This window comes from Paraburkholderia caffeinitolerans, assembly GCF_902859945.1.
GTDB classification, from domain to species: Bacteria; Pseudomonadota; Gammaproteobacteria; order Burkholderiales; family Burkholderiaceae; genus Paraburkholderia; species Paraburkholderia caffeinitolerans.
The window spans coordinates 94044-120390 of the sequence record NZ_CADIKL010000010.1; the positions used below are offsets into that span (position 1 = coordinate 94044).

The following is a 26347-nucleotide window of genomic DNA, read 5'->3' on the forward strand; positions in this document are numbered from 1 at the left end:
CTGCGTACCCACATGTCACAACACACACACGAACACTGGCAGGCGCGCGCCGCGAGCCTGCGCTTCGACGGCCTCGCGTATATCGACGGCAGCTTCACGCCGGCGGCCGACGGCGCCACCTTTGCCTGCTTCAGCCCCATCGATGGCCGCAAGCTCGCGGACCTCGCGGCATGCGGCGAAGCCGACGTCGATCGCGCGGTCCGCGCCGCGCGCCGCGCATTCGACGACGGCGTCTGGCGCGGTCTCGCACCGCGCGAGCGCAAGCGCCGCCTGCAACGACTCGCGACGCTGATCGAGCAGCATGCCGAAGACCTTGCGTTGATCGAGTCCCTCGACATGGGCAAACCCGTGCGCGACGCACTGCTGTTCGACATCCCGGAAACCGCGCACTGCTACGCGTGGTACGGCGAGGCGCTCGACAAGCAGTACGACGAAATCGCGCCCACCGGCGACGGCGCGCTCGCGACCATCACGCGCGAGCCGGTCGGCGTGGTCGCCGCCGTGGTCCCGTGGAATTTCCCGTTGATGATGGCCGCGTGGAAGGTCGCGCCGGCGCTCGCCATGGGCAACAGCGTGATCCTGAAGCCTGCGGAGCAGGCGTCGCTGAGCGCGCTGCGGCTCGCCGCGCTCGCGCACGAAGCCGGCATCCCGCCGGGCGTCTTCAACGTGCTGCCCGGAACCGGCGCCGTCGCGGGCCAGGCGCTCGGTCTGCATCCGGACGTCGATTGCATCGCATTCACCGGCTCGACGGCAACCGGCAAGCGCTTCATGCGCTATTCGGCGGACTCGAATCTGAAACGCGTGTGGCTCGAATGCGGCGGCAAATCCCCTCACCTCGTATTCGACGATTGCCCCGATCTCGATCGCGCCGCGCGGGTCGCCGCGCAGGCGATCTTCACGAATCAGGGCGAGGTGTGCATCGCGGGTTCGCGCCTGTATGTGCAGGATGGCATCTATGACGCGTTCATGGACAAGCTGATCACGCATGCGCAAGCGATGGCGCCCGGCCATCCGCTCGACCCGGCCGCGCCGATGGGCGCGATCGTCGACGAACGCCAGATGACGTCGATCTTGCAACGGATCGAAGCAGCCACGCATGAAGGCGCGAAGCTGCGCACCGGCGGCCGGCGTCTGAATACGGAAAGCGGCGGGTTCTACATCGAGCCCACCGTATTCGAATGCGGATCGCAGGATCTGTCGATCGTGCGCGAGGAAGTGTTCGGCCCGGTGCTCGCGGTCCAGCGCTTCCAGAACGAAGACGATGCCATCCGGCTCGCGAACGATTCCGTCTACGGATTGGGCGCGGGCCTGTGGACGCGCAGCGTCGGCCGTGCGCACCGGCTCTCGCGCAAGTTGCGCGCCGGACTGGTCTGGGTGAACTGCTATGCGGACGGCGACATCACGGTGCCGTTCGGCGGCGTGAAGCAGTCGGGCTTCGGTCGCGACAAGTCATTGCATGCGCTCGACAAGTACAGCGACCTCAAAACCACCTGGATCGATCTTCGTGACTGATCGTGACTGAGTAAGAACAGTCACGCAATGAAATAGGACCGGGCATTGCCCGGTCCGAACTCAACTGCATTCCAGCGCGCTCAAGTCCGATAATCGGACTCTGCATTCACAATCAATCGAAGCGCCGCTCGCCACGCCCGCTCCGCAATCAACGGCGATTCCTCACGATTGAATTGACTCGCGGTCAGTTCGCATACCTTATCGGATGGAATCCGCAAGCGCGCGCCACCGGCCAGCGCCTGAACCTGAATCTGGCACGCACGCTCCAGAAAGTAGATCTCATGGAACGCCGCCGCCGCGGACTCGCCGCCCGCGAGCAATCCGTGATTACGCAGGATCATGGCCCGGTGCGTGCCGAGATCCCGCACCAGCCGTTCACGCTCGCCGTGATCGAGCGCGATCCCCTCGTAGTCGTGATAGGCCAGCTTGCCGTAGAACTTCAGCGCATGCTGGCTGATGGGCAGCAGACCCTGCTCCTGCGCCGACACGGCCGACCCCGCCGCCGTGTGGGTGTGAACGACGAAGTGCATATCGTCGCGCGCCGCATGAACCGCCGAATGAATCGTGAAACCGGCGGCGTTCACCGCAAAGTACTCCGAATCTTCCGCCGCCCTTTCGTCAATTACATTGCCATGCAGGTCGATCTTGATGAGGTCCGACGCCCGCATCTCATGAAACAGCACGCCGTACCGGTTGATCAGGAACGCCGGTTCGTCGCCCGGAATACGCGCGGTGATGTGCGTATCGATCATGTCGGTCATGCGGAAATGCGCGATGAGACGATAGAGCGCGGCCAGATCGCAGCGGACCTGCCATTCCACATCGGTCATCGATGGCGTACGCCCGCTCGCGTGATTCAGGGTATCCGTGAAGGTCATTTGATAATCCAGAAGTTGAGGAACGCCGTGCCAGCCGACAGGCGATCAATTCGCCAGCACCGCGCCCGTCTCATCCGTACGCTTGCCGTTTCGATAGCGGCCGAGGCCGACAATGCCGATCAGTGAAATCGCCGAGAGGATCGTGAAGAACACCGCTAGCGGCAGCCATTCGCCCTTGTAGCGGTCGGCGACCATCGTGCCGATCAGAGGCGTGGTACCGCCGGCAATGGTCACGCAGAGTTGATACGCGATCGAGATGCCGGAATACCGCACGCGTGTCGGGAACGCCGGCGTCATGAATCCGGCGATCACGGCATAGACCGCGGACAGCGTCACCACGGCCAGCGAAATGCCGATGACGATCAGAACCGGGCTTTGGGTGCGCACCAGCATGAACATCGGATAAGGCGCGGCCATGCACAGCAGCGCGGCAAGCGTGAGAAAGCGCGTCTCGCCCAGGCGCTCGGCAAGCAGCGCGGAGACCGGCTGCGACAGAAGCTGGATGATCGTTACGGCGAACAGGCAGTCGAGAATGAACGATTTCGACATGCCAAGGTACGTGGTGACGTACGAGATCATGAAGGTATTCGTGAAGAAAAAGCCCGCCGATCCAATCGTGGTCGCCATCGCGGCGAGCAGAATCGGATACCACGCGGTCCGCAGCACTTCCGCAACCGGGAACTTCACCTCCTCGCGGTTCTTCTTCATGCGTTCGAACTCGGGCGACTCATTCACACCGACACGTATCACGATGCCGATGACGAGCAGAATGAAACTCGCGAGGAACGGCAGGCGCCATCCCCATGCAACAAAACTCTCGTGGTCGAGCGACGAGACCAGCCGGAACGACAGCAGCGACAGGATCAGGCCGGCCGGGCTGCCCATCTGCGGCAGCGACGCGAAAAAGGTTTTTCGTCCCTTTGGCGCATGCTCGCTTGCCATCAGCACCGCGCCGCCCCACTCGCCGCCAACCGCGACGCCCTGCAGGATACGCAGCAGCACGAGCAGGATCGGCGCCCAGACGCCGATTGTCGCGTAGCCAGGCAGGAAGCCGATCGCCGTCGTGGCGACGCCCATCATGAACATCGTCAGGATCAGCATCTTCTTGCGGCCGATCTTGTCGCCGAGATGCCCGAACACGGCGCCGCTGAGCGGCCGTGCGATGAAGCCGACGAAGAACGTCGCGAACGATGCCATCGTGCTCAGAAAATGGTTCGAGCTGGGGAAGAACACCTCGCCCAGCACAAGCGCGGCCGCGGTTGCATACGTGTAGTAATCGTAGAATTCGACGGCCGTGCCAATGAAAGCGGCTGTTGCCGCCCGCACAGGTTGCGACTGCTGGGCTTGCTCGGAGTGGGACATGCGGCACCTGATTCAGGAATGGCCTGGCTGCCGGTCATGCCGCTCGCCGTACGCGCGACATGGGACGCGCAACGCGACGGCATGACCACGAAAAATTGGGGAAGGCCTGTTTATCTGATGTCAAAATAGCTGCGTAAAATTCTATTTTCTTATTCGGCCTATAACGCAGATTTATTCTTGGGCATCGCTCGATAAGAAGATCGGCCGCCGTACGTCGCCGCGCGCTCCGCATTCGCCGGATTTATACGTCGAATAAAAATTCGGAATTAGACGGCGCATTTTTGTTAGCGGATAAAGCTTGCTCGCCAAATGTATTGGGCGAACGCGACCATGCAAGGAGAGCAAGCAATGCTGAAAGTGAACGGCGACCGGTTGTGGTCGACGCTGATGGAAATGGCCCGGATAGGCGGCACGCCAATCGGCGGTGTGCGCCGTCTCGCACTGACCGAGGAGGATGCGGCAGGCCGGATGTTGTTCTCGAAATGGTGCCTGGAAGCCGGCATGACGCTGAGCGTCGACCGGGTCGGCAATCTGTTCGCCCGCCGGGCCGGGCGATCCGCCAACGCCAGCCCGGTCGCCAGCGGCAGCCACCTGGACACGCAACCTGAAGGCGGTCGCTTCGACGGCGTCTATGGCGTGCTGGCCGCACTGGAAGTCGTCCGCACGATGAACGATGCGGGCATCGAAACGGACAAGCCCTTTGAGATCGTCGTGTGGACGAATGAAGAAGGCGCGCGCTTCACGCCTGCGATGCTCGGCTCGGCGGCGTACGCCGGCGTGATGCCGCTGGAGCAGGCGCTGGCCGCACAGGACGCAAGCGGCGTGTCGGTCGCGCAGGCACTGAGCGCCATCGGCTATTGCGGCGAGCGTGAAGTGCCGGGCGCCGTGTTCGATGCCTATTTCGAAGCCCATATCGAACAGGGGCCGATTCTCGAGGAAAGCGGTGTGCCGATCGGCGTCGTCACAGGCGGTCAGGCCATTCGCTGGCTCGATGTCCGGGTCAAAGGTCAGGCAGCGCACGCCGGTACGACGCCGATGCGATTCAGGCGCGACGCGATGTTCGCCGCCAGCGAAATGGCGCTCGCGCTCGAAGCGCTCGCGACAGAGTTTGCGCCGAACGGTCTCGTGACCATAGGTGAAATCGGCGTGCGCAATGCATCGCGCAATACGATCGCCGCGGACCTCACGTTCACCGTCGATCTCCGGCACCATGAAGACGCCCATATCGAAGCCATGGAAGCGGCCGTGCGCGATCGCTTCCAGGCCATCGCCGGACGCCGCGGCGTCGCCGTGGAAATTGCGCAGCATTGGGTCAGCCCCGCCATGCCGTTCGACGCGGTGTGCGTGGCCGCCGTACAGGACGCCGTCACGGCGCTCGACTATCCGAATCAGCGTATCGTCAGCGGCGCGGGACACGATGCCATTCACGTCGCCAAGCATTGCCCGACCGCGATGATCTTCATTCCGTGCGTGGACGGATTGAGTCACAACGAAGCGGAAGATGCACTGCCGGAAGACTGCACCCGCGGCGCAGATGTGCTGCTCAACGCGGTGCTCGCCCGCATAGGTTGCTCACTTCCCGATACCCTCCCCGCTTGATCACCTAAGATAGGATTTCCGCCGTCGAGACAAGGAAAAATCTTATGGGATTTGGATACCAGGACGTCGTCGATTGCAATCGCGTCATCACGGGGCACGGCAACCTGAGTGTCAGCCGGCGCGGTCAGCACAACCTCACTGCGTATTTCGGCGGCGGAGAGATCAGCGCGAACGTTGCCAACATCTGCCAGGCCGCGCACGCAATCGTGACCCGGCAATACTTCGACGACGGGAACCATCGCACCGGCGTACTCCTGATCTACACGGTCCTCATCAGAAAGTGCATGCTGGTGTCGCGCAAAAAGGCTTATCAGGTCTATGCCTTCCTGGACGAAGCGTTTCACCGCTCGCAAACCGGCAAGCAAAGCAATCTCGACACGATGACGAACTTTATCGAATCCGGTGGCTTCATGAAGCTCAAGGAGCGTCACGATCTTGTCGACGAATATGTGGGTAAAAAGGAAGCGGAAGTTCTCGCGCTGAACGAATTGCTGCCGAACCTCGCCAGGGCGCCTCAGAAGCCAAGAGAAGGGGTGGAGTTCACCGAGGCCATGCGGCAGCAGATCAAGGAAAACAATGCGGAACTCAAGGCCTGGCGTGAAAAGCGCCGGATTTTCATGGACATCAAGGGCGGAACGGCCAGCCACTCTTCGGATCAGTGAATCTGATGCAGCGGCGCGCAAGCGCAACTGATTCAGCGGTTGAGATGGCGAAAACGAGTTCCAGAGCACCCCACGCATAAATCGCCAACTTGCTGCACTCCCCCCACGCATCGACTCCGTCCGGCAAGCAGAAGAACTAGCCCCGCTTGCGGGGCGAAACCGTTCGGCAGGGATTTTAGCGGGCCCGCGCAGAGTGGCTCGCGAGCATCCGCACTCGCACCCTCAACCACGCCGCAACAAACTTTACACGTCGTTACACGCGGGCAGCGGACGGACCGCCGAGCTTTCCTTATACTCCCGCGCATCTGCCTTCCTGATCATGCTCGCCGCGCCCAATGCGACGCCGATGCACACCAAACCCATGACCATGCTCTCTACCCAGTCCACCCTGATCGTCGCCCTTGCTGCCGCCGCCAGCCTTTCGCTTTCGGCGTGCGTCGCGCCCGGTTATCCGCAGGGCTATACGCCGTACGGCGCGCAGCAAGGCTACCAGGGCCAGCCGGTCTATGCGCAACCGGGCACCGTGCAACAGCCGTATCAGCAGCAGCCCTATCAACAGCAACAGCAGCAGTATCAGCAACCGTACGACACACAAAACAACGGCCAGTACGACTCGCAGTATGGCAATCAGAACGGCGGCCAATACGGCACACAGTACGGCACCATCACGAACATTCGCGCAGTCAGCAACGCCACGGGCGCTTCGGGCATCGCCGGCACCGTGGTGGGCGCGCTGGTGGGCGGCGTGGTGGGCAATCAGTTCGGCGGCGGCCACGGTCGCGATGTGGCGACGGTTGTCGGTGCGCTAGGCGGCGCCTATGCGGGCAACCAGGTCGGCCAGCGCATGGGTCAGCCCGCGGGTTATCGCATCGACGTTCAACTGAGCGACAATTCGATGCGCTCGTTCGACGTGCCGACGCCGGGTGACCTGCACCCCGGCGACCGCGTCCAGGTGAATGGCAGCCAGCTTTCGCGCTATTGACGTAAAAACGCGTGAACGCGTGAACGCGGGATGGCTCATGGCGTGGCCGCCGGGCAGCCATGCCACCACGCAGTATTCCTCGCAGTATTCCTCGCAGTAGTCCTATTACTCGGCAAACTCCTCAACGTACTCGCGATTGCCTGCGTATTCAGGCACGCGGCGCGCATCGCGCTCATCCAGCGCTTTTACCGCAGCCGGTGCGGGCGTGGCGGCAAATGCCTGCCCCCGCATGCCGCGCACGAAGCGGCGTCCGTTGGGCCCGTACACCGCATCGGGTTCCGGGAACATCCACAGCAGCGCCAGATACAGCGCGCCGCCCACGATCAGCGAAACCGGCACGCTCAGGTCACAGCCGCCCGCGAGGTTGCCCAGCGGCCCGACGAACTGCCCCGGCAGATTCACGAACGACAGCCCAATAAACGCAGCCGGCAGCCACGCGCCCATCGCACGCAGATTCCAGCCACGCGTGAACCAGTAATGGCCGCCGCTCCCGCCGCGATTGAAGATCTGCAGATCGTCGGCGAGATAGAAGCCGCGGCGCTGCAGGAAGCCAATCACCATGATCGCCATCCAAGGGCAGCTAAAGGTGTCGATGAGCGTCGAGAACGTCGAGACGCTTTCCACCAGATTGAACGCGAAGCGGCCCGCGAAGATGAAGCCGATAGCAAGCGTGCCGATCAGCAGCGTCGCCCGCACACGGTCGAGCAGCTTGGGGAACATGCTCGACATGTCGAGGCCCGTGCCGTACAGCGCGGTGGTGCCCGTCGACATCCCGCCGATGATGGCGATCAGGCACATCGGCAACAGGAACCAGCGCGGCGAAACCGCGAGCAGCCCGCCCACATAATCGTTCGAGGTGATATAGCTGGGCGCGTGCGTGGCGATGATGGTGGCCGTGGCGAGGCCGAAGAAGAACGGCACGAAGGTGGCGATCTGCGCAGCGAATACGGCGCCCATGACGCGATGGCGCGGCGTGGTTTCGGGAATGTAGCGTGCCCAGTCGCCGAGCGTCGAAGCGAACGAAACCGGGTTGCTCAGCGCGACGAGCACGGAGCCCACGAACGCGGCCCAGAAGCCCGCGCCGCCCTCTTGCAGCGTGCCCGCGTAGTTGATGTCGAACGTGCCCGCGAACGCAAACGCGCCGACGATGAACATGAGGCTCGCGGCCCACACGGCAATCTTGTTCACCCACAGCATGAAGCGGAACCCGTAGATGCAGACCACCAGCACGAGCACCGCGAAGATCATGTACGCGGTGCCGAGCGTCCAACGGTTCACCGGCACGCCCGCGAGGGTGTGCGCGCCGCCCACGAGCGCATCGCCCGAGCTCCACACCGCCAGCGAGAAGAACGCAATCGAAGTCAGCAGCGCGAGAAACGAGCCGACGATCCGTCCGTGAATGCCGAAGTGCGCGCCCGAGGAAACCGGATCGCTCGTGCCGTTGCGCGGCCCGAACAAACTCATGGGCGCGAGAATGCAGGTACCCACGAGCACGCCCAGCACGATCGCCCACACGCTCGCCTTGAACGAGAGGCCCACCAGCACGGGAAAACTGCCGAGCACCGAAGTGGAGAAAGTATTGCAGCCGCCGAACAGCAGCCGGAAGAGATCGATGGGGCGCGCATAGCGCGAAGCATCGGGAATGCGTTCGAAGCCGAATGCTTCGATCTGCGTAATACTGGTATTTTCAGCCATGATGTCTCACTCCTTGGAGCACCGGCACGGTACCGCGCCCCGAGGATCGCTCGAGAGCCGGCCGGTGCAAGTCTCAGGCGGTCACTCTAAATGAGCCGAGTGCGCGCCATATTGCGTATTTAGAATGTTCACTTCGTGCTTGCGCGATGTATTGCCGAGCACTTCACGCGCACGCAGGTTCCTCTTGCTCCAGGACGCGCGCGCCGTACACATTGAGCAGGTCGTCGCAGAAGGCGCGCACGATCGGCTTGTCCGCCGCGCCGCGTTTGATCGCGAGATGCAGCGGCACGTCGAAGCCGAACGCCGAACGCCCGAGCACGCGAATCAGCCCGCGCTGCTCGAAGCTCTGCGCGTGATGCTCGGGCAGATAGCCGATATGGCTGCCCGAGAGAATCAGCACGGTGGCGGCGTCGATGCTGTCCGCGATGGCGGTCACCTGCCGCTCGCCGATGCTCGCAAGCTCTTCGGGCACCGGGTAGCTGCGCCAGATCCAGTCGTGCGCACGCAGGTCGTCGAGCGTGACGTGCGGCTCCGCGTGAAAGAGCGGATGCCCGCGCCCGCAGCAGATCACCTGGCGCTCACTGAATAGCTCGGTATAAGTGAGCCCGGCCACGCGGTGCCAGAAGTAGCCAATCGCGAGATCGAGCTGCTGATTCACGAGGCTTTCTTCGAGTTCCTGCGGCGGCGCGACCCGCATCGCGAAGCGCACGGCCTGATCGCGCTTGCGAAATGCGCCGATGGCCTCGGCAAGCCGGGCGTTCTCCACCTGCGAGGCCTGCCCGATCAAGCCGATCGAGAGCGTGCCCACGAGCTTGCGGTCGATGTCGCGCACCTGCGCAACGAATTGCGAAGTCGCCGCCAGCAGCGCGCGCGCCGAAGCCACGAAGCGCTCGCCCTTCGACGTCAGACGAAAGCCGCCGCGCCCGCGCTCGCACAGCGTGAAGCCTACGCGCGCCTCGAGCGCGGAAAGCTGCGAGCTGATAGTCGACTGGCGCACGCCGAGCGTGGCTTCGGCGGCGGTGATACCGCGCGCGTCCACCACCGCGAGGAAGACCCGCACGAGGCGCAGGTCGAGGTCAGAGGTATTGGAAAACATGCCGACTCACATCGCGACTTACATCGGAAAGCCCATGGCCTTGATGCCCTTGATCCACGCGCGTTTCCAGCCGCCTTCGGCATCGGCGCCATCGAACGCATGGAACGTGACCTTCGCCGCCAGCCAGCGCACCGGCTCGGGCGGAATATAGGTCGGGCTCAGCTTGGCGATATCGAGCTCCTGCTCCGGGCTGCTGCGGCCGAACAGGATATTGAGGCCCATGAACGCGCCGAAGCGGCTGGCCGCCACGCCAAAACCCGTGTAGCCCGCCACGAACACGCCCTTGCCGCCGAGGTAGCGCTTGGCGAACACCGAGCCGCGCGAGCAATAGTCGATCGGGCCGCCCCAGGCGTGCGAGAAGCGCACGTCGGAGAGCTGCGGGAAGGTCTTGTAGAACGCTTCCGCGAGCCGGTAGTAGGTTTCGCGCTGCCCGTCCTGCGCCGGATTCGGATCGCCATCGAAGTGATAGCTCACGAGACCGCCGAAGATAATGTTGTTGTTCTTGGTGAGGCGGAAATAATTGAGCTGCGTGCGCGTGTCGTAAATGCCCTGGCGGTTTTTCCAGCCAATCCGCGCAAGCTGTTCTTCAGTCAGCGGCTCGGTGGCGAGCACGTGATCGCGCACCTGCAGCACGCGCCGGTTGATATCGGGAATGCCGACCTTGGCCGTGCCGCTGCCGAACAACACGCGCGGCGCGCGCACGCTGCCGTCGAGCGTTTTGACGAAGACGGTCTCGCCCTCATCCTTCACGCTCGTGAGCGGCGAGTACTCGTAAAGCCGCACGCCGAGCGCAAGCGCCGCGCGCTTGAGGCCCCACGCAAGCTTGGCGGGATGCACGATGCCGCTGCGGTTACGCGACCACAGCGCGCCCGCGAACAACGGCGAATCCAGTTGCTCGCGCGTGGCCTGCTCGCCCAGCAGCACCACGTCGTGGCCGTGCTGCTTGTGCAGATCGTAGTCGGCGCGCAGATGCTCGACGTGGTCGGGGTCCACCGCCACCGTCATTTCGCCGTTCCATTCGATGTCCGCGTCGATGCCGTAGCGCTTGAGCGTTTCTTCGAAACCGTCCAGATTGCGATGGCCGAATTCCTCGAGCTGGTCGATGTCGTTCGGGAACACGCGCACCGCGTTGGGCAGGCCGTGCATCACCGAAGTGGAGATGATGCCGCCCGCGCGCCCCGACGCGCCGTGAGCTACGCGGCCGGCTTCTATCACCACCACGTCGAGCTCGGGCATCTGCTCCTTCGCCTGCACAGCGGCCCACAAGCCCGTGAAGCCGCCGCCCACGATCAGCAGGTCCGCCTTGGTGTCGCGCGTGAGTTTGGGCTCGGCCGGCGGCTGGTCCGGATTGTCGAGCCAGTACGGCGAGAGCTTGGTGCGCGAGAGCGCATCTTCGACGCTCAACGCGTCAGGCTTGCGTGCCGCCTGACGCGCGGCGGCGGGCGCCGGCATGCCGGCTTCGTAGAGTTGCGCGCTTTTACTCATGATGGACTTCACTGCTTGAGGCGTGAGGGGACGATGCCGCCCCGCAAGGGACGGCACGGCTTGACGCGGTTCCGGGTTTAATTGCTGGCTTAAAGCCTATTTAGGGCTTATTGCTTTTCGAGCAGAACGTAGAACTTCTTGGCGTCTTCGAGGGTTTCCCAGCGGCCGGCAAAGCCCGCCGGCAGCAGATAACCTTCGCCCGCCTTGAATTCCTTGCGGCCGCCGTTTACGTCGGTCAGCGCGATCTTGCCTTCGACGAGCCACACGGCTTCGTCGGCGGACGTCTCGGGGAACTCCACCGAGCCGACCTTGCCTTCCCACCAGCCGATCACGTACTTACCGCTCTGTCCCTCAGCGGCGCGCCAGTCGCTTTCGTCCATGCCGAAATCGAGTTTGGTGAATTCGCCCAGGCCTGCGCCCAGTTGCACGATGTCTTGAATCAGCTTGCTCATGTGTGTCCTGATTTGTTGAATTGAAACGGTGCGCCAAAGTTACCGATTCGCGGCGTCCCGGTATGCCCTCCCTCAGGGGGGACAACATGCGTTTTGACGGCTTTCAGGGGGTGCGCAAGGCTTCGGCTATAATGAGTTCGCCTTTCAATTGGGGCACGCCATGCAGATTTCCGTCCCCACCCACACCAGCGATCCGTCGAATTTCCCGCTGTCGTTCAAGACGCTCGGCAACGTTATCGAGGCCGTCGGCACGCCCGATTTCGTGCGGCGCCTCACGCTGCTGCTCAACGAAGTCATCCCGCTGAACGTCGTGCATCTCGAGCGCTCGCGCGCGGACAGCACCATGCCCAACGGCTTTCTGTGCGAATGGATCGGCAGCAGCGGCGTGGGCATGGACACCGGCGCGATCTCCGAGGTCATGACGCTCTACTACGATCGGTTCCATGAAATCGATCCGTTGTTCGCCGGCATACGCGGCAAGATCGGCACCCTGCTCGTGGTGCGCGACATCGGCGCGATCCCGCCCGGCGAGTTTCGCCAGCGGCTGTTCGACGAAGCCTTTATCGCCCATGAATGCGTGCTCGCGCGCGGCACGCGCCACGCCCAGCACTCCATCGCTATCGAGCGCGCGCTTCATGAACCGCCGTTTTCGCTCGCGGAAATGAACCTGTTTCGCAACGTGAGCGAATTCCTGTTTCCGCTGCTCGAACTGCATGCGTCGACCAGTGCGGCGCGGCGCGTGGCGCATCCCACCTCGTATCTGCACCCGCTCGCGCAATTCGACGCGCGCATCGCGGCCGATGGCGTGCGGCTCTCGAAACGCGAATACGAAATCTGCGCGCACCTCATCGAGGGCAAGACCGTGCCCGAAGCGGCGGAAATCGTTGGCGTGCGGGCCGCCACGGCCGAAACCTATGTGAAGCGCGCATTCGCGAAGCTGGGCGTGCGCACCAAGCGCGAACTGGTTGCATGGGGCGATGCGCCGGCTCGTCTGCAAGCGCCCTAACATCCGCTGCACCTCCGCTGCAGTCGCGCAGCCGGGTTATTCCCCTGGCTTATTCCCCCAGGTTAATCCCTGATACCCTCTCTCATCGTCGGCGTAACACCTCGCCAATATCGATCGGCGTCGATGTAAACATCTCAACTTCGTTATTTGCACTGGCGGCGTGTCGCCTACCATCGGCGCAATCGCATCAACCCGCATCAAGTCGCATTAACTCGCATTAACCAAACGGAGACACGGTCCATGCAAAGCGAATTCAATCAGCCGCTCGGCGGCAACGAGATGCCGCGCTTCGGCGGCATCGCCACCATGATGCGCCTGCCGCAAGCAACCTCCACCGAAGGCCTCGACGCCTGCTTCGTGGGCGTGCCGCTCGACATCGGCACCTCGAACCGTTCGGGCGCGCGCTTCGGCCCGCGCCAGATCCGCTCGGAGTCGGTGCTGCTGCGCCCGTACAACATGGCGACGCGCGCCGCGCCGTTCGATTCGCTGCAAGTGGCCGATATTGGCGACGTCGCGACCAACCCCTATAACCTCACGGACTCGATCCGCCTGATCGAAGCGGCCTACGACGAGATCGTCGCCAATGGCTGCCGCCCGATCACGCTGGGCGGCGATCACACGATCGCATGGCCGATCCTGCGCTCGCTGCACAAGAAGTACGGCAAGGTGGCCGTGGTTCACGTGGACGCGCACGCGGACGTGAACGACACCATGTTCGGCGAGAAGATCGCGCACGGCACGCCGTTCCGCCGCGCGGTGGAAGATGGCCTGCTCCAGTGCGATAAGGTCACGCAGATCGGTCTGCGCGGCACCGGCTATCACGCCGAGGATTTCGACTGGTGCCGCAAGCAGGGCTTCACGGTGGTGCAGGCCGAAGCCTGCTGGAACAAGTCGCTCGCGCCGCTCATGGAGGAAGTGCGCGCGCGCGTGGGCGATACCCCCGTGTACCTGAGCTTCGATATCGACGGACTCGATCCGTCGTTCGCGCCCGGCACCGGCACGCCCGAAATTGGCGGCCTTACCGTGCAGCAGGGCCTTGAAATCATTCGCGGCATGAAGGGCCTCAATGTCGTGGGCGCCGACCTCGTCGAAGTCTCGCCGCCTTACGACCAGGCTGGCACGACCGCGCTCGTGGGCGCAAACCTCGCGTTCGAAATGCTCTGCATCATGCCGGGCGTGGCATACCGCTGATCCAACGAGACCTTACGATGGCTACGATACCCTCGATTGCGACACCCGCGGAACAGCAAGACGCTTTCGTCTTGCCGGCCGCGACCATTGCCGGCGCGCCCGTGAGCAACGGTGCGCCTGACGCGACGCCCATTTTCAACGCCTCCACGGGCGCGACCATCGGCTGGCAGGAGCAGGCCGATGCAGCGCTCGTGGACAAAGCGGTGCGCACGGCCCACGCCGCGCTCGCCTCGTGGCGCGCCACCACGCCTGCCGCGCGCGGCAAGCTGCTGAAAAAGATCGCAGAACTGATCGAATCGGACCGCGCACGCCTGAGCGAGATGCAGATGCAGGTGAGCGGCAAGCCGCCTGTGGAAGCCGACATCGACGTGGGCGACGCGGCAGCCACGTTCAACTATTACGCCGATCTGTGCCTCGACGAAAAGGCCTTCGCGCCGGAAACGCTCGCACTGCCCGACGACAGCGTGACCGGCGAGCGCTTCTATGAAGCCGTTGGCGTGGCGGCGCTGATCGTGCCGTGGAACTTCCCGATGGTCACCACGGCGTGGAAGATCGCGCCCGCGCTGGCCGCCGGCTGCACGGTGGTGCTCAAGCCTTCCGAGATCACGTCGCCGGTCGAGCATATGATCGCTGCGATCATCAGCGAAGCGGGCGTGCCCGACGGCGTCATCAACCTCGTGAACGGCGGCGGCGAAGTGGGCGCGCTGCTCACCGCGCATCCGCTCGTCGACAAGATCTCGTTCACGGGTAGCACGGCCTCGGGCAAGAAAGTGATGCAGACGGCCGCGCAGGACATGAAGCGCGTCACGCTGGAGCTCGGCGGCAAGTCCGCGCTTATCGTGCGCGCCGACGCCGACGTGGACCACGCGGTGATGCTCGCCGTGAGCGGCGCGTTCACGAACGCTGGCCAGATGTGCTCGGCCACCGCGCGCATCCTCGTGCACGACGACGTGTACCGCAAGTTCATGGCCGCGTTCGAAACCGCGGTGCGCGCCATCGTGGTCGGACCGCCGCAAGCTTCGAATGTCTCGATGGGACCGCTCGTGTGCGCGGCGCAGCGCACGCGCGTGCAGTCGCTCGTGGAGCAAGGGGTGGAAGCCGGTGCGTCCATCGCGTTCTCGGGCAGGCTCGATCAAGCCTGCGCGGATGGCTTTTTCATGGCCCCCGTGGTGATTGCCGAGCCGCCGGCGGACAACCTGCTGTGGACCGACGAGGTATTCGGGCCGGTGGCGTGCGTCAAGTCCTTCCGCAGCGATGAAGAAGCCATCGCGCTTGCCAACGACACGCGCTATGGGCTGGTCGCGACCGTCGTGACCGCCGACCGCGAAGCAGCACGCCGCTACAAAACGCAACTGCGGGCCGGGCTGGTGTGGATCAACACGCCGCAACTGATCTTCCCGCAAATTTGCTGGGGCGGACTGGGGCTCAGCGGTATCGGGCGCGAGCTCGGTCTGGCCGGACTGCGCAGCTATCAGGAACTGCGGCACGCGCTTGCGGACGCTAGCTAAAGGCTGGCAACGGAAAGTAGGCTGGGCGCGCGGCAGTCAAGCGCGCGCCTCGACCGCGGCCAATCGTGCCGGAAGCTTGTCCACCAGCGCATCCACGGCTGCCCGGACCTTCAACGGTAGATGCTGGTTGTATGGCCACACGGCGTTGATCGCATAGCTCACGCCCGGCTGATCGGCCAGCAACTCTTTCAGCTTGCCCCTGCGCAGCAGGTCGCGAGCCAGCCAGTACGGCAGCCAGGCCACGCCCAGCCCAGCCATAGCGGCGTCCATTAGCGCGCGCAAGTCGTCGGAGAGCAGGCGCACTTCGGGTAGCCGCTCCTCGCGCTGGCCGTCGACAAGGAATTGCCAGCGGTGCACCTGGCCAAAACGCGTGTAGGCCAGTGCCTTATGCCGGTCCATGTCTTCGATAGTGATTGGGATACCGAAACGTTTCAGATAAGCCGGCGAAGCGCAGAAAGCCATCTTGTGCTCGCCCAGCGGCCGAGCTACGAGCGCGCTGCTGTTCGGCAAGAGGCCGATGCGAATCGCCAGGTCGAAGCCCTCTTCCACGAGATCGACCGTCCGGTCGCTGAACGATAGCTCCAGATTCAACTCGGGGTTCGCTTCGGCCAGCTCGATCAGGAGCGGCGCCACGCACAAATGGCCGAAGAGCGCCGGCATCGACACCTTCAAGCGCCCTCTCATCTGCCATTTTCCGCTTTCGAGCAGCGTCTCGCCCGTTTGAATCTCCTCGACAGCGCGCAAGCAGTGCTCGTAAAAGAGCGCGCCCTCTTCGGTCAGGCTTTGGCTGCGCGTCGTGCGCTGAAACAGCATCACGCCCAGCCGCTCTTCCAGACGAGCGATGCTTTTGCCCACGGCCGACCGCGTGATATGGAGCCGTTCGGCCGCTTGCGTGAAGGTGCCCGCTTCCACCACGGCCACAAAGACATCAATGCCCTTCAAGGGATTTCGCATCGCCGATTGCTCCCGCTCGATCGGATAATTCGGGAAATAAATTCCACATTAATGGTCGATTTTATCGCTTTCCGGGAAAAATAGCGGGTGTTACGATCGGATCCATTCATCGATATGGCAATGCACCAAGGCTCGAAATGACCCGAATTCTCGTACTCAAATCCAGCATCATGAGCGGCAAGTCGCAAACCAGCGCGCTAATCGACGACTTCCTCGCGCAGCGCAAGGCGCTGGGCCATCGCGACGAAATCGTCGTGCGCGATCTCGCGAGTCTCGACCTGCCGGTTCTCGACAGCGAGTTGTTTCATGCTTTGCGGGGAGCTGAAAACCCGACCGAGCGGGCTAGCAAAGTGGTGGCGTTATCGGACACGCTCGTGGCGGAGCTCAAGAGCAGCGACCTGTTGCTGATTGGCGCGCCCATGTACAACCTCAATGTGCCGACCCAGTTGAAGAACTGGTTCGATCTGGTCGCGCGTGCGCGCGTGACCTTCGAGTACACGGCCACCTACCCGAGAGGGCTGGTCGAGGGCGTGAAGGCCATCGCATTCAGTTCGCGCGGCGGCGTACACGTGGGTCAGGACACCGACGCCGTGACGCCGTACCTGCGCGCCGTGCTGGGCCTGATGGGCATTACCGACGTGCAGTTCGTTTACGCCGAGGGGCTCGACATCAAGCCCCATGGCGTAGAGGCGGGACTCGCGAACGCTCGCGAGCAAATGCAGGCACTCCACGCCTGAGTTCAAACCAGCGTACGGAGTGCCCGAGCCTGGTCATCAGGCGTAGCTGTAAACACCCTGGCCGGTCTTGCGTCCCAGCCGGCCCGCGGACACCAGCTCGCGAAGAAGCGGGCACGCACGATACTTAGGATCGCCAAAGTCCTTGAGGTAGACGTCCATCACCGAAAGGCAAACGTCGAGACCAACGAGATCCGCCAGCGCGAGCGGCCCGATGGGATGATTCGCGCCCAGGCACATGCCGGCATCGATTTCCTCGGCGGTCGCGGCCCCTTCGGCCAGCAGGAAAAACGCTTCGTTGATCATCGGCACAAGAATGCGGTTGACGACAAAGCCCGGCGAATTCTTGACGCTGATGGGCGACTTGCCGAGCCGCGTGGTCAGTTCGCGAATCGCTTCTTCCGTGGCGGTGCTGGTCTGCAGGCCACGAATGATTTCGACCAGCGGCAAGAGCGGAACCGGGTTGAAAAAGTGCATTCCGACGAAACGCGCCGGGTCGGCAAGCGCAGCGCCCAGCGTCGTGATCGAAATCGACGAGGTATTGGAAGCAACAATGGCGGTGGGCGCCACAACCGATTCGATTTGCTTAAGAATGCGAATCTTCAGATCGAGATTCTCGGTGGCCGCCTCGATCACGAGATCCGCGCCCGCGAGACGCTGATAATCGGTGGACGTTTCGATACGGCCGAGCGCGGCGTCTTGCGCGGCCGCCTCCAGTTTGCCCTTCGCCACGAGACGGCCGAGGCTGTTGCTGAGCGCAGCGACGCCTTTGGTCAGGGCCGCATCGGTTACGTCGATCATGATGACCTTGAGGCCCGCGACAGCGGCGACCTGGGCAATACCAGCGCCCATCGTTCCAGCGCCGATGACGCCCAATGTTTCGATTTTCATTCGCAAGTTTCTCCTGCGCGCACGGTCGCGCGTTGCTGCGTTGCTGCTTTGCGGTTTATTACGAGCCGGTCCAGACAATGGCGGCAAACTCGCAGATCCTAGCATCGCAGGGAAATGGCTGGCCTGGCCAAACCTGCCGGTCTAGTGACAAATCTGGCCATGGCGTGCCCGATGGCTGGCTGCATTGAAATCGGCCCGATCCAGCGCGAAGGCACGCGGGCCCTCCATCTCTCAGGGTTTGGGGCAGCACTGCAATGGGTCTGCGCGGGTTACGATGTTCGTGCCGGGCAATTGGCACGGTCCGGTATCCCTGAGTGGCGAATTTGCCCGCTTATGCGGGCTTTTTTTCGATCGAATTCAAGTATGTGAAAGGCTTATTTTTAACGCGCCACACAGCTCACACGGCTTAAATAATTCCTGCCGCGCGAAACGCTTCGAGCTGAGCCTCGTCCATGCCAAGACGTGCGTAGATTTCCCGATTGTGCTGCCCTGTCTGCGGTCCCGTCGTCATTGCGGCCGGGGTTCTTCCCACGTAACGCGGCACGGGCGCCGGCGCGGGAACCGTACCCAATTCAGGGTCCTGCAATTCGACGAGTACGCCACGCGCCTGAAAATGCGGGTCCGCCTCGACATCGGCAATCGTATAGATCTTGCTGAACGGCACCTCGCACTCTTCGAGCCGCTTTGCGATCTCCGGGTACGGCAAGGATCTGAACCACGTTTCCACGTAGCGATCCAGTTCGACCAGATTCGCAACCCGGTTCGTGTTGGTCAGAAAGCGCGGATCCTGTGTCAATTCAGGCTGGTCCATCGCCCGGCATACACGCGCGAAAATAGCATCGCCGGTTCCGACCAGCGTGACCCAATGGCCGTCCGCCGTCTTATAGACGTTCGACGGCGCGGTATAAGTCGCGCGCGATCCCGTGCGCGTCCGCGCCTCTCCCGTATAACGATGTTCGGCCGCCAGCGGGTCGAGCAGGCGCAGCATCGCCTCGGTAGCGGACAGGTCGATCTCCACGCCCTTCTGCTGCGCGGCCGGCAACGCGTTGCGCTCGGCCAGCGCGGCAGAGATGGCGAACGCGCCAAACAGGCCCGCAACCGCGTCGCCCAGCGGGTAATTCATGTGCTGCGGCGGACCATCCGGTTCTCCCGTCAGGTTCGCAAAGCCGCTCATCGATTCGAAAATACGGGCGAAGCCAGGGCGGCGGGCATACGGCCCGGTTTGCCCGAAGCCCGTAATGCGCAGCACGATCAAGCGCGGGTTGTGCTCATGCAACGTCGCGAGATCGAGCCCCCACTTGTCCATTGTGCCGGTGCGAAAATTTTCCACCAGCACATCGAAGTCGCGAATCAGGCGTAAAAAAAGCGCGCGCCCCTCAGGCTTGCGAACGTCGAGCGAAATGCCCTTCTTGCCACGATTGGCAGTCTTCCAGAAAAGCGGAATGCCGTCGTGCACCGGCGCCAGCGTGCGCAGGGAATCGCCTCCTCCCGGCAATTCCAGCTTGACCACTTCCGCGCCCAGGTCGCCGCAAAGCGTTGCCGAAAATGGACCGGCGAATACCGTTGCCATGTCCAGGATGCGCACGCCGTGCAGCGGGTAATGTGCGGTTTCCATCGCCCTACTTCCCCTCGCCGCGCAACACGAGCTTGGCGATATTCAACTGGTGGATCTGGCTGGTGCCTTCGTAGAGGCGGAACAGGCGCACGTCGCGGTAGTAGCGCTCGATCGGACTGAAGTCCGCGACATAGCCGGAGCCGCCGAACATCTGGACCGCGCGGTCGGCAACCCGCCCGCACATCTCGGACGCAAAGTATTTGCACATCGATGCCGAGAGTGCGACGTCCTCGCCCCGGTCACGCGCGCGCGCGGCTTCGACGATCATCGAGCGCGCGGCGAAAATTTCAGTGCGGCTGTCCGCGATCATCGCCTGGACCAGTTGGAAGTTGGCCACGGGCTGGCCGAATTGCGAGCGGCGTGTGACGTATCCGAGGGCGAGTTCGAGCATGCGCATCGCGGGGCCCGTGCACAGTGCCGCAAGATGCAGGCGCTGCTTGTTCAGCACCTTCATCACGGTCTGGAAGCCGACGCCTTCGCGGCCGCCGATCAACTGGCTCGCATGCACGCGGCAGTCCTTGAAATAAACGTCGGACACCGGCGATCCGGCCTGGCCCATCTTGCGATAAGGCTCGCCCGTGGTGAGGCCCTCGCTGCGCTCGACCAGGAACGCCGAGAGGCCCGTGCTGCCCTGCGTGCCTTCTTCGGTGCGGGCGATTACCGTAAACACGTTCGCTACGGGGGCGTTCGTGATGAAACACTTGGTGCCGTTCAGCACGTAATAATCGCCGTCCTTGCGCGCCGTGGTCTGCACGTTGCTCGCTTCGGAGCCGGCCTCCGGCTCGGTCAGGGCGAGGCAGCCCGTCAGTTCGCCCGTCGCCATGCGCGGCAGCCAGCGTTGTTTTTGCTCTTCGGTACCATCGGCCACCAGCGCCTCGGAGCCGATGCCGGTATTGGTGCCGACGCGGGCGCGCAGCGCCACGGATGCTTGCGACAACTCCATCGCGCACAGCACCAGTTCTTCCGTAGTCAGGCCCAGACCACCGTAGGCCTCCGGGATACTCCAGCCGAAATAGCCCTTGCGGCGCAGCGTATCGACCATCTCCGGCGGCACAACGTCGTCGCGGGCAACCTGTTCTTCGATGGGGTGCCATTGCTCGCGCACGAAGGCGCGAACGTCGGCAATCAGGGTTTCAAGATTTTCATTATTTCGGATCACGAATCGAACTCCCGAAAGGCGTGAATAGGGATTGAGACGTCAAGGTGAAATCAGGTTCGTGCGCGCGGCGATGCGGGACGTACCGTCACCATCATAAGGATGGCGCCGGCGACTGCGATAAGCCCTAGCGCAATCAACGCCGGGTAGAGACTGCCCGTGCTGGTTTTGATCCAGCCCACGAGCGTCGGGCTCGCGAAAGCGCCCGTGCCGCCGATGCTGGTGATCAAGGCAATCCCGCCGGCCTTGGAGTCGCCGTCGAGGAACGACGGTGGGATCGTCCAGAACACCACGAACGCTCCGTACGACGCTGCCGCGGCCACGCCGAGCATGGCGATGGCGAGGCCCTGGCTATGCAGCGCCAGCGGCAGCAAGCCAAAGCAGACCGCCATGACAGCGCTGCTGATCAGCAAGTGCCAGCGGCGTTCCTTGAAGCGGTCCGAACTCGCGCCCAGAATCCAGGTTCCCATTGCGGCGGCAACGAACACCAGACTCGAGAGCCAGCCCACGTGAATCAGGTTCTTGATGCCCATGTCCTTGAGGATGGTCGGGGTCCAGAAACCGATCGCATTGAACGGCATGATCACGCAAAAATAGGCGACTATCGCAGCATAGATTCTCGGTTGTCCAAGCACCTTGAGGACCCCATGCCCCGCCGCATGCCCCGCCGCATGCCCCCGCGTGCCGCTGCCCTCGTCGGCGCGCAACTGGTCGAGGACGATCGCCTTTTCCTTGTCGTTGAGCCAGCGTGCGTCGGCCGGACGGTCGCTGAGGATCAGGAAGGCCAGCGCCCCTAGCAGCAACGACGGCAGTCCCTCGGCCAGCAGCAGCCATTGCCAGCCCTTCAAGCCGAGCAGGCCCGCCATGTGCACCATGATCCACGCGGAAACCGGACCGCCGACAATGCCGGCGATCGCCGTGGAGGCCATCAGATAGCCGGTCACGCGCCCGCGCCGCTCGGAGGGGAACCAGATCGTCAGATAGAACAGCACGCCGGGAAAGAAGCCCGCTTCGGCCACGCCGAGCAGCACCCGCAGGACATAGAACTGCATGGGTGTCTTCACGAACATCGTCGCGCTGGAGATCACGCCCCACGTCACCATGATGCGCAGCAAAGTGCGGCGCGCGCCGATACGCTGCATCAGCAAATTGCTCGGGACTTCGAACAGTACGTAGCCGAGAAAAAATAATCCGGCGCCCAGTCCGTATGCCGCCTCGCTAAAGCCCAGGTCGCTCATGAACTGCAGCTTCGCGAAGCTGATGTTCACGCGATCGAGGTACGCGCAGACGTAACAAACAATCAGGAGCGGCAAGAGCCGGAACAGGATCTTTCGATAGGTGGCGTCGACGTCGGCGGGCGTATGGGCATCGTCCGTTGCGGCGACGAGTTTTGCGGTGTTCAACGATGTCTCCTTCATGGGGACGGGCTTCACCGGTCTTGGCAGGTGATAGGGGATGCGTCAGCGGTGACGCGCCCGACCAATGCGGCGACTCTACGCGTGAGCGGCACCAGGAATGAACTAGAATTTCAAATATTGAAACCCGGTTGCAACGGGCAGGTCAGGACCACTTCGAGGGATTCGTATGCGCAAATCGCTGAACGCTTATTCGATGCAGGACGAAACCGATCTGCGCCGCGTGAAGGAAGACGACCCGTACTTTGCCGGCACCCTGGCCAAGGGCCTGCTGATCATGAAGTGCTTCGTGAGCGAGCCGCGCGCCCACGCCAACAGCGAGCTTGCGGCCCGGCTGGGACTGTCACGCCCGACGGTTTCGAGGCTATGCCGAACCCTGCATGCGCTGGGCTTTCTCGATCATGACGAACGGCTGGACCGCTATTTCATCGGCCCGGCGGCCGTGACGCTCGCGTATCCGTATCTGATCAAGACGCCGATGCTGGCGCTCGTGCGCCCGGCCATGCAGGCGCTGGCCGATCGTGTGGAGGGCGCCGTTTCGGTTGGCGTAACGATGGATCTGGACGTGGTGTATCTCGAGACCTGCGCTTACGAGGAAGGCACGCTCAAGCGCCCCGGCGTGGGCGCGGTGAACGGCGTGCTGGAGACGGCCATGGGGCGCTCGTGGCTAGCGCAATTGGCCGCGCCCGAGCGGCAGGAATTCCTCAAACACGCCCGCCAGCTTCGCCCCGAAAGCTATGCCCGCACCCACAAGCGCGCGATGGACGCCGTGGCGGGCTACGCCCAACGCGGATATGCGATCAACATGGGCGACTCGGGCCTCGGCGTGCTCGCGGTTGGCGTAGCGTCGCGAATCCATTACGGGCCGAGAAGGCTTTTGTTCAATTGCGCCGTTCCCGGCCTGCGCATGAGCGAGAGGGACCTGCATGAAACGCTCGGTCCGGAACTCGTGCAACTGGTGAGCCTCGCGGACAGGCAAATGGGATTGCGTTGATGCAAACCGCCCGGACCGCGCATTGCTTCGCGCGGCCCTGGCGTGACCAAGCCCCTCAAGCAGCGAGCACCGCAGGCAACCGCCGCGCCACCCATTGCGTGGCCTGATCGTAGGCATGCGCCAGTTGCAGCACGGAGAAGTCCGCGTGCGGCTTGCCGATCACCTGCAAGCCCATCGGCAGCCCTTGCGCGTTGAAGCCCGCCGGCACGCACATCACCGGCAAGCCCGCGAGCGTGCCGCCGATCACCACTTCCATCCAGCGGTGATAAGTGTCCATCGTGCGGCCCGCGATGGCCTTCGGCCAGTGCTCCTTCGCATCGAACGGGAAGATCTGCGCGCTCGGCAGCACGAGATAGTCGTAACGTTCGAACAGCGCGAGCAGCGCGGTGTACCACTGCGTGCGCGCGACCGTGGCGTTCCACACATCCTCGCCCGAAAGCTTCAAGCCGCCTTCCACTTCCCATTGCGCCTCGGGCTTGAGCAGCGCGCGCTTCGCCGGATCGCGATATAGCGCGCCCAGCGTGCCCGCCACGGAGAAGTGGCGCAGCGTGATCCAGCAGTCCCAAAGCTTTTCCATCGCATAGTCGGGGCGCGTGGCCTCGACCTTGCAGCCAATTGCTTCGAAGTCCTTGAGAGCGGTTTCGCACAGGGCGAGCACGCCGTCTTGCATCGGCAGATAGCCGCCGTAATTGCCGAGCCAGCCGATTTTCGCGCTACTAAATTCCCGCGCGAGCGGAGCGGTGAATTGCGCCGGATCTTCGCTAATCGAGAGCGGCGCGCGTGCGTCGTAACCCGCCTGCGTGGAAAGCAGCATGGCCACGTCGGGCACGCTGCGGCCCATCGGTCCCGCGCAGCCAAGCTGGTTGTAAAACGCGTCGACGGCCGGCACCGAAGGCACGCGCCCCTGCGAAGGCCGGAAACCGAAAATGTTGTTCCAGCCCGCTGGATTGCGCAGCGAGCCCATCATGTCGCTGCCGTCCGCCACCGGCAGCATGCGCAGCGCGAGCGCCACCGCCGTGCCGCCGCTGCTGCCACCCGCGCTGCGCGTGGGGTCGTAAGCATTGAGCGTGGTGCCGAACACCTGGTTGTAGGTATGCGAGCCCAGGCCGAACTCCGGCGAATTGGTCTTGCCGATAAAGATCGCGCCTTGCGCGCGCATGCGCGCGGCCACGAGCGCGTCGGCCTTCGGCACTTCGTCGCGGAAGATCGGCGAGCACTGCGTGGAGGGAATGCCCGCCGTCGCGGTGAGGTCCTTGGGCGCTTGCGGAATGCCGTGCAGCCAGCCGAGGTATTCGCCGCGCGCGAGTTGCGCATCGCGCTCGCCAGCCTCGGCCAGCAGCGTGGCGCGCTCGCGCAACGAGACGATCGCATTGGCCGGCGTGTTCACGCGCTCGATGTGGTCGAGGAAGGCGCTCATCACTTCGCGGCAGGAGACCTTGCGAAGGCGGATCCATTGCGAGAGTTCGAGCGCGCTGGCGGCGACGATTTCGCCCTGCGTGGGCTGGGCGGGAGAAGGCGATGCCTGATTCATGCGTGACTGTCTTGAACGAATGAGGGTGAATGGAGATCGGTGAGCTTCGTGGTTTACCGTGCTGTTACGCGCTCAGCACTTGCGCACCACGCCGGCGCTCGAGCACAGCGGGTGCGCCCTCGTGCATCAGCAGCACGGCGAACAACCCGATCACAGAAGCAAACACGACATAGCCGGCGGGCGCCACCGGCGAGCCGGTCGCACGGGTCAGCCACGTCACGATAAACGGCGCGAAACCGCCGAACAGCATCACCGCGAGGTTGTACGCGAGCGCGAGGCCGGTCGAGCGCGTGCGCGTCACGAACTGCTCGGCGGTGGCGGTGGGCAACGGTCCATAGATCGCGCCGATGATCGCACAGATGCCCAACTGCATGGCAAGCAGGCGCGACACGCTGGGCGCCGCCGCGAACCACGAGAAGGTCGGGTAGATCATCAGAAGCAGCGCCAGCATGCTGCCGATCAGCACCGGCTTGCGCCCGATGCGATCGGACACCGCCGCCGAGACCGGCACCATCAGCGTCATCAGCCCGACCGCGAACATCTGCACGGCAAAGACCTTGTCGAGCGGCAGCCCGAACTCCTTGTGCGCGAACGTCGGCATATTCACGAGCATCACGTAGAACGCCGCAGTGCCGATGATGGTCATCCCGATCGTCACGAGCACGGCGCGGCCATTGTCGCGCAGCGCCTGCGCAAGGCTGACCGGAACCTGCCCGGCCTGCTGGCTCGCATCGCGGAATGCTTCGGTCTCCTCCATATGGCGGCGAATCCACAATCCGACCGGGCCGATCAGCAGGCCGATCGCAAACGGCACGCGCCAGCCCCAGCTATCGACGGCGGCCGCCGGCAGGCTTTGCGTAATCAGCGCGCCCATCCCCGCTCCACCGAACACGGCGAGACACTGCCCGATCATCTGCCACGAGCCATACAGCCCGCGCTTGCGCGGCGGCGCAGTTTCGACGAGGAACGCGGTCGAGCTCGCGTATTCGCCGCCGGTCGCGAAGCCCTGCAGCAGACGCGCGACCAGGATCAGCAGCGGCGCGGCCGGGCCGATCGACTTGTAGGTCGGCGCGCAGGTGATCAGCGCGATGGACAGCGTCATCAGCACGATGATCAGTTGTAGCGCCGCCTTACGACCCTTACGGTCCGCATAGAGACCGATGAGCACCCCGCCAACCGGCCGCATGAAGAAGCCGACACCGAACGTTGCGAGCGACATCAGCAACGATGCATAAGCGCTGTCGGCAGGAAAGAAGAGCCGCGCGATGATGCCGGCGAAGAAGCCGTAGACGATAAAGTCATACCATTCGAGCGCGTTGCCGACAACGGCGGCGGCGACCTGCCGGGTGCGGGACGTGCCGCGTGAATCGATCTGCATGGTGCTCCTCCTTCCTTCTGTCTCGGGGGGCGGCACGATCTGCCCTTTCCGGCGGCTGCCGGCGCAGAGCGACCTTGCTCGTATGGAAAGCTGGATGTCGAACGATATTAGATACGCAGCCCATCCCCATCAATCACGCTGGCGTCCGGAACGTTACTCTCAGGCTAATGATCGGGAAGAATCGCCGATGGTCGTGCATACACTCGCCGGCCGGTCCGCCCCGAATTGCGACGGCCCGTGTTCTGGGGCAA

General features: G+C 63.6%; 22 protein-coding genes. 9 read left to right on the top strand and 13 right to left on the bottom strand.

All coding sequences use genetic code 11. The features are described from left to right. Positions 1–12 precede the first annotated feature (12 nt). Positions 13–1512 (top strand): aldehyde dehydrogenase, encoded by a 1500-nt coding sequence (locus HV773_RS12460; RefSeq protein ID WP_129564147.1) that lies wholly within the window; start codon positions 13–15, stop codon positions 1510–1512. An 80-nt stretch (positions 1513–1592) separates the two neighbouring features. Here the strand turns inward: HV773_RS12460 and HV773_RS12465 are convergent, their stop codons facing one another. After that, a complete protein-coding gene (locus HV773_RS12465) occupies positions 1593–2390 on the bottom strand; it encodes a class II aldolase/adducin family protein (protein ID WP_129564146.1) in 798 nt (265 codons plus the stop codon). Positions 2391–2435: 45 nt separating this feature from the next. Then, positions 2436–3752 (bottom strand): MFS transporter, encoded by a 1317-nt coding sequence (locus tag HV773_RS12470; protein WP_129564145.1) that lies wholly within the window; start codon positions 3750–3752, stop codon positions 2436–2438. A 348-nt stretch (positions 3753–4100) separates the two neighbouring features. Here HV773_RS12470 and HV773_RS12475 point away from each other — a divergent pair, with 348 nt between their 5' ends. From HV773_RS12475 to HV773_RS12485, 3 genes are all read left to right on the top strand, one after another. After that, complete coding sequence (locus tag HV773_RS12475) at positions 4101–5351, top strand: Zn-dependent hydrolase (RefSeq protein WP_129564144.1); 1251 nt, start codon at positions 4101–4103, stop codon at positions 5349–5351. Positions 5352–5395: 44 nt separating this feature from the next. Further along, entirely contained in the window at positions 5396–6013 is a 618-nt protein-coding gene (locus HV773_RS12480; RefSeq protein ID WP_129564143.1) for a hypothetical protein, read from the top strand. 346 nt (positions 6014–6359) lie between these two features. Next, complete coding sequence (locus tag HV773_RS12485) at positions 6360–6995, top strand: outer membrane lipoprotein (RefSeq protein ID WP_227875457.1); 636 nt, start codon at positions 6360–6362, stop codon at positions 6993–6995. A 105-nt stretch (positions 6996–7100) separates the two neighbouring features. On the opposite strand, the gene HV773_RS12490 is transcribed toward HV773_RS12485, so the two are convergent. From HV773_RS12490 to HV773_RS12505, 4 genes are all read right to left on the bottom strand, one after another. Then, a complete protein-coding gene (locus HV773_RS12490; protein WP_129564142.1) occupies positions 7101–8690 on the bottom strand; it encodes a purine-cytosine permease family protein in 1590 nt (529 codons plus the stop codon). Positions 8691–8853: 163 nt separating this feature from the next. Continuing rightward, complete coding sequence (locus HV773_RS12495) at positions 8854–9786, bottom strand: LysR family transcriptional regulator (RefSeq protein WP_129564141.1); 933 nt, start codon at positions 9784–9786, stop codon at positions 8854–8856. Positions 9787–9804: 18 nt separating this feature from the next. Next, positions 9805–11238: an NAD(P)/FAD-dependent oxidoreductase gene (locus HV773_RS12500; protein ID WP_227875531.1), complete on the bottom strand. Its 1434-nt coding sequence runs from the start codon at positions 11236–11238 to the stop codon at positions 9805–9807. Positions 11239–11378: 140 nt separating this feature from the next. After that, the gene (locus HV773_RS12505) at positions 11379–11723 is read right to left on the bottom strand and encodes a cupin domain-containing protein (RefSeq protein ID WP_175195275.1); all 345 of its coding nucleotides are present in this window, start codon (positions 11721–11723) and stop codon (positions 11379–11381) included. Positions 11724–11883: 160 nt separating this feature from the next. On the opposite strand from HV773_RS12505, the gene HV773_RS12510 reads away from it, so the two are divergent. From HV773_RS12510 to HV773_RS12520, 3 genes are all read left to right on the top strand, one after another. Further along, complete coding sequence (locus HV773_RS12510; protein WP_175195277.1) at positions 11884–12729, top strand: helix-turn-helix transcriptional regulator; 846 nt, start codon at positions 11884–11886, stop codon at positions 12727–12729. A gap of 240 nt (positions 12730–12969) precedes the next feature. After that, entirely contained in the window at positions 12970–13920 is a 951-nt protein-coding gene (gene speB / locus HV773_RS12515; protein ID WP_129564137.1) for an agmatinase, read from the top strand. A 17-nt stretch (positions 13921–13937) separates the two neighbouring features. Beyond that, positions 13938–15428 carry an aldehyde dehydrogenase family protein gene (locus HV773_RS12520; protein WP_175195279.1) on the top strand — a complete coding sequence of 497 codons (1491 nt, stop codon included), beginning with the start codon at positions 13938–13940 and terminating at the stop codon, positions 15426–15428. A gap of 36 nt (positions 15429–15464) precedes the next feature. Here HV773_RS12520 and HV773_RS12525 read toward each other — a convergent pair whose 3' ends face one another. Continuing rightward, the gene (locus tag HV773_RS12525; protein ID WP_175195281.1) at positions 15465–16382 is read right to left on the bottom strand and encodes a LysR family transcriptional regulator; all 918 of its coding nucleotides are present in this window, start codon (positions 16380–16382) and stop codon (positions 15465–15467) included. 137 nt (positions 16383–16519) lie between these two features. Between HV773_RS12525 and HV773_RS12530 the strand changes: the two genes are divergently transcribed. After that, positions 16520–17119 carry an FMN-dependent NADH-azoreductase gene (locus tag HV773_RS12530; RefSeq protein ID WP_129564134.1) on the top strand — a complete coding sequence of 200 codons (600 nt, stop codon included), beginning with the start codon at positions 16520–16522 and terminating at the stop codon, positions 17117–17119. A 36-nt stretch (positions 17120–17155) separates the two neighbouring features. On the opposite strand, the gene HV773_RS12535 is transcribed toward HV773_RS12530, so the two are convergent. The 4 genes from HV773_RS12535 to HV773_RS12550 all read right to left on the bottom strand — a co-directional run bounded on the left by HV773_RS12535 (position 17156) and on the right by HV773_RS12550 (position 22181). Beyond that, complete coding sequence (locus HV773_RS12535) at positions 17156–18007, bottom strand: 3-hydroxybutyryl-CoA dehydrogenase (protein WP_129564133.1); 852 nt, start codon at positions 18005–18007, stop codon at positions 17156–17158. A 406-nt stretch (positions 18008–18413) separates the two neighbouring features. Next, on the bottom strand, positions 18414–19622 hold the full coding sequence (locus HV773_RS12540; protein ID WP_129564132.1) for a CaiB/BaiF CoA transferase family protein: 1209 nt from the start codon (positions 19620–19622) through the stop codon (positions 18414–18416). 4 nt (positions 19623–19626) lie between these two features. Next, positions 19627–20781 (bottom strand): acyl-CoA dehydrogenase family protein, encoded by a 1155-nt coding sequence (locus HV773_RS12545; protein WP_129564131.1) that lies wholly within the window; start codon positions 20779–20781, stop codon positions 19627–19629. Between the two features lie 50 nt (positions 20782–20831). Further along, on the bottom strand, positions 20832–22181 hold the full coding sequence (locus tag HV773_RS12550; RefSeq protein ID WP_227875456.1) for an MFS transporter: 1350 nt from the start codon (positions 22179–22181) through the stop codon (positions 20832–20834). Between the two features lie 181 nt (positions 22182–22362). Here HV773_RS12550 and HV773_RS12555 point away from each other — a divergent pair, with 181 nt between their 5' ends. After that, positions 22363–23187: an IclR family transcriptional regulator gene (locus HV773_RS12555; protein WP_129564129.1), complete on the top strand. Its 825-nt coding sequence runs from the start codon at positions 22363–22365 to the stop codon at positions 23185–23187. A gap of 55 nt (positions 23188–23242) precedes the next feature. Here the strand turns inward: HV773_RS12555 and HV773_RS12560 are convergent, their stop codons facing one another. Both HV773_RS12560 and HV773_RS12565 read right to left on the bottom strand, forming a co-directional pair. Then, positions 23243–24718: an amidase gene (locus HV773_RS12560; RefSeq protein WP_129564128.1), complete on the bottom strand. Its 1476-nt coding sequence runs from the start codon at positions 24716–24718 to the stop codon at positions 23243–23245. A gap of 64 nt (positions 24719–24782) precedes the next feature. After that, complete coding sequence (locus HV773_RS12565) at positions 24783–26096, bottom strand: MFS transporter (RefSeq protein WP_129564127.1); 1314 nt, start codon at positions 26094–26096, stop codon at positions 24783–24785. Positions 26097–26347: the final 251 nt, after the last annotated feature.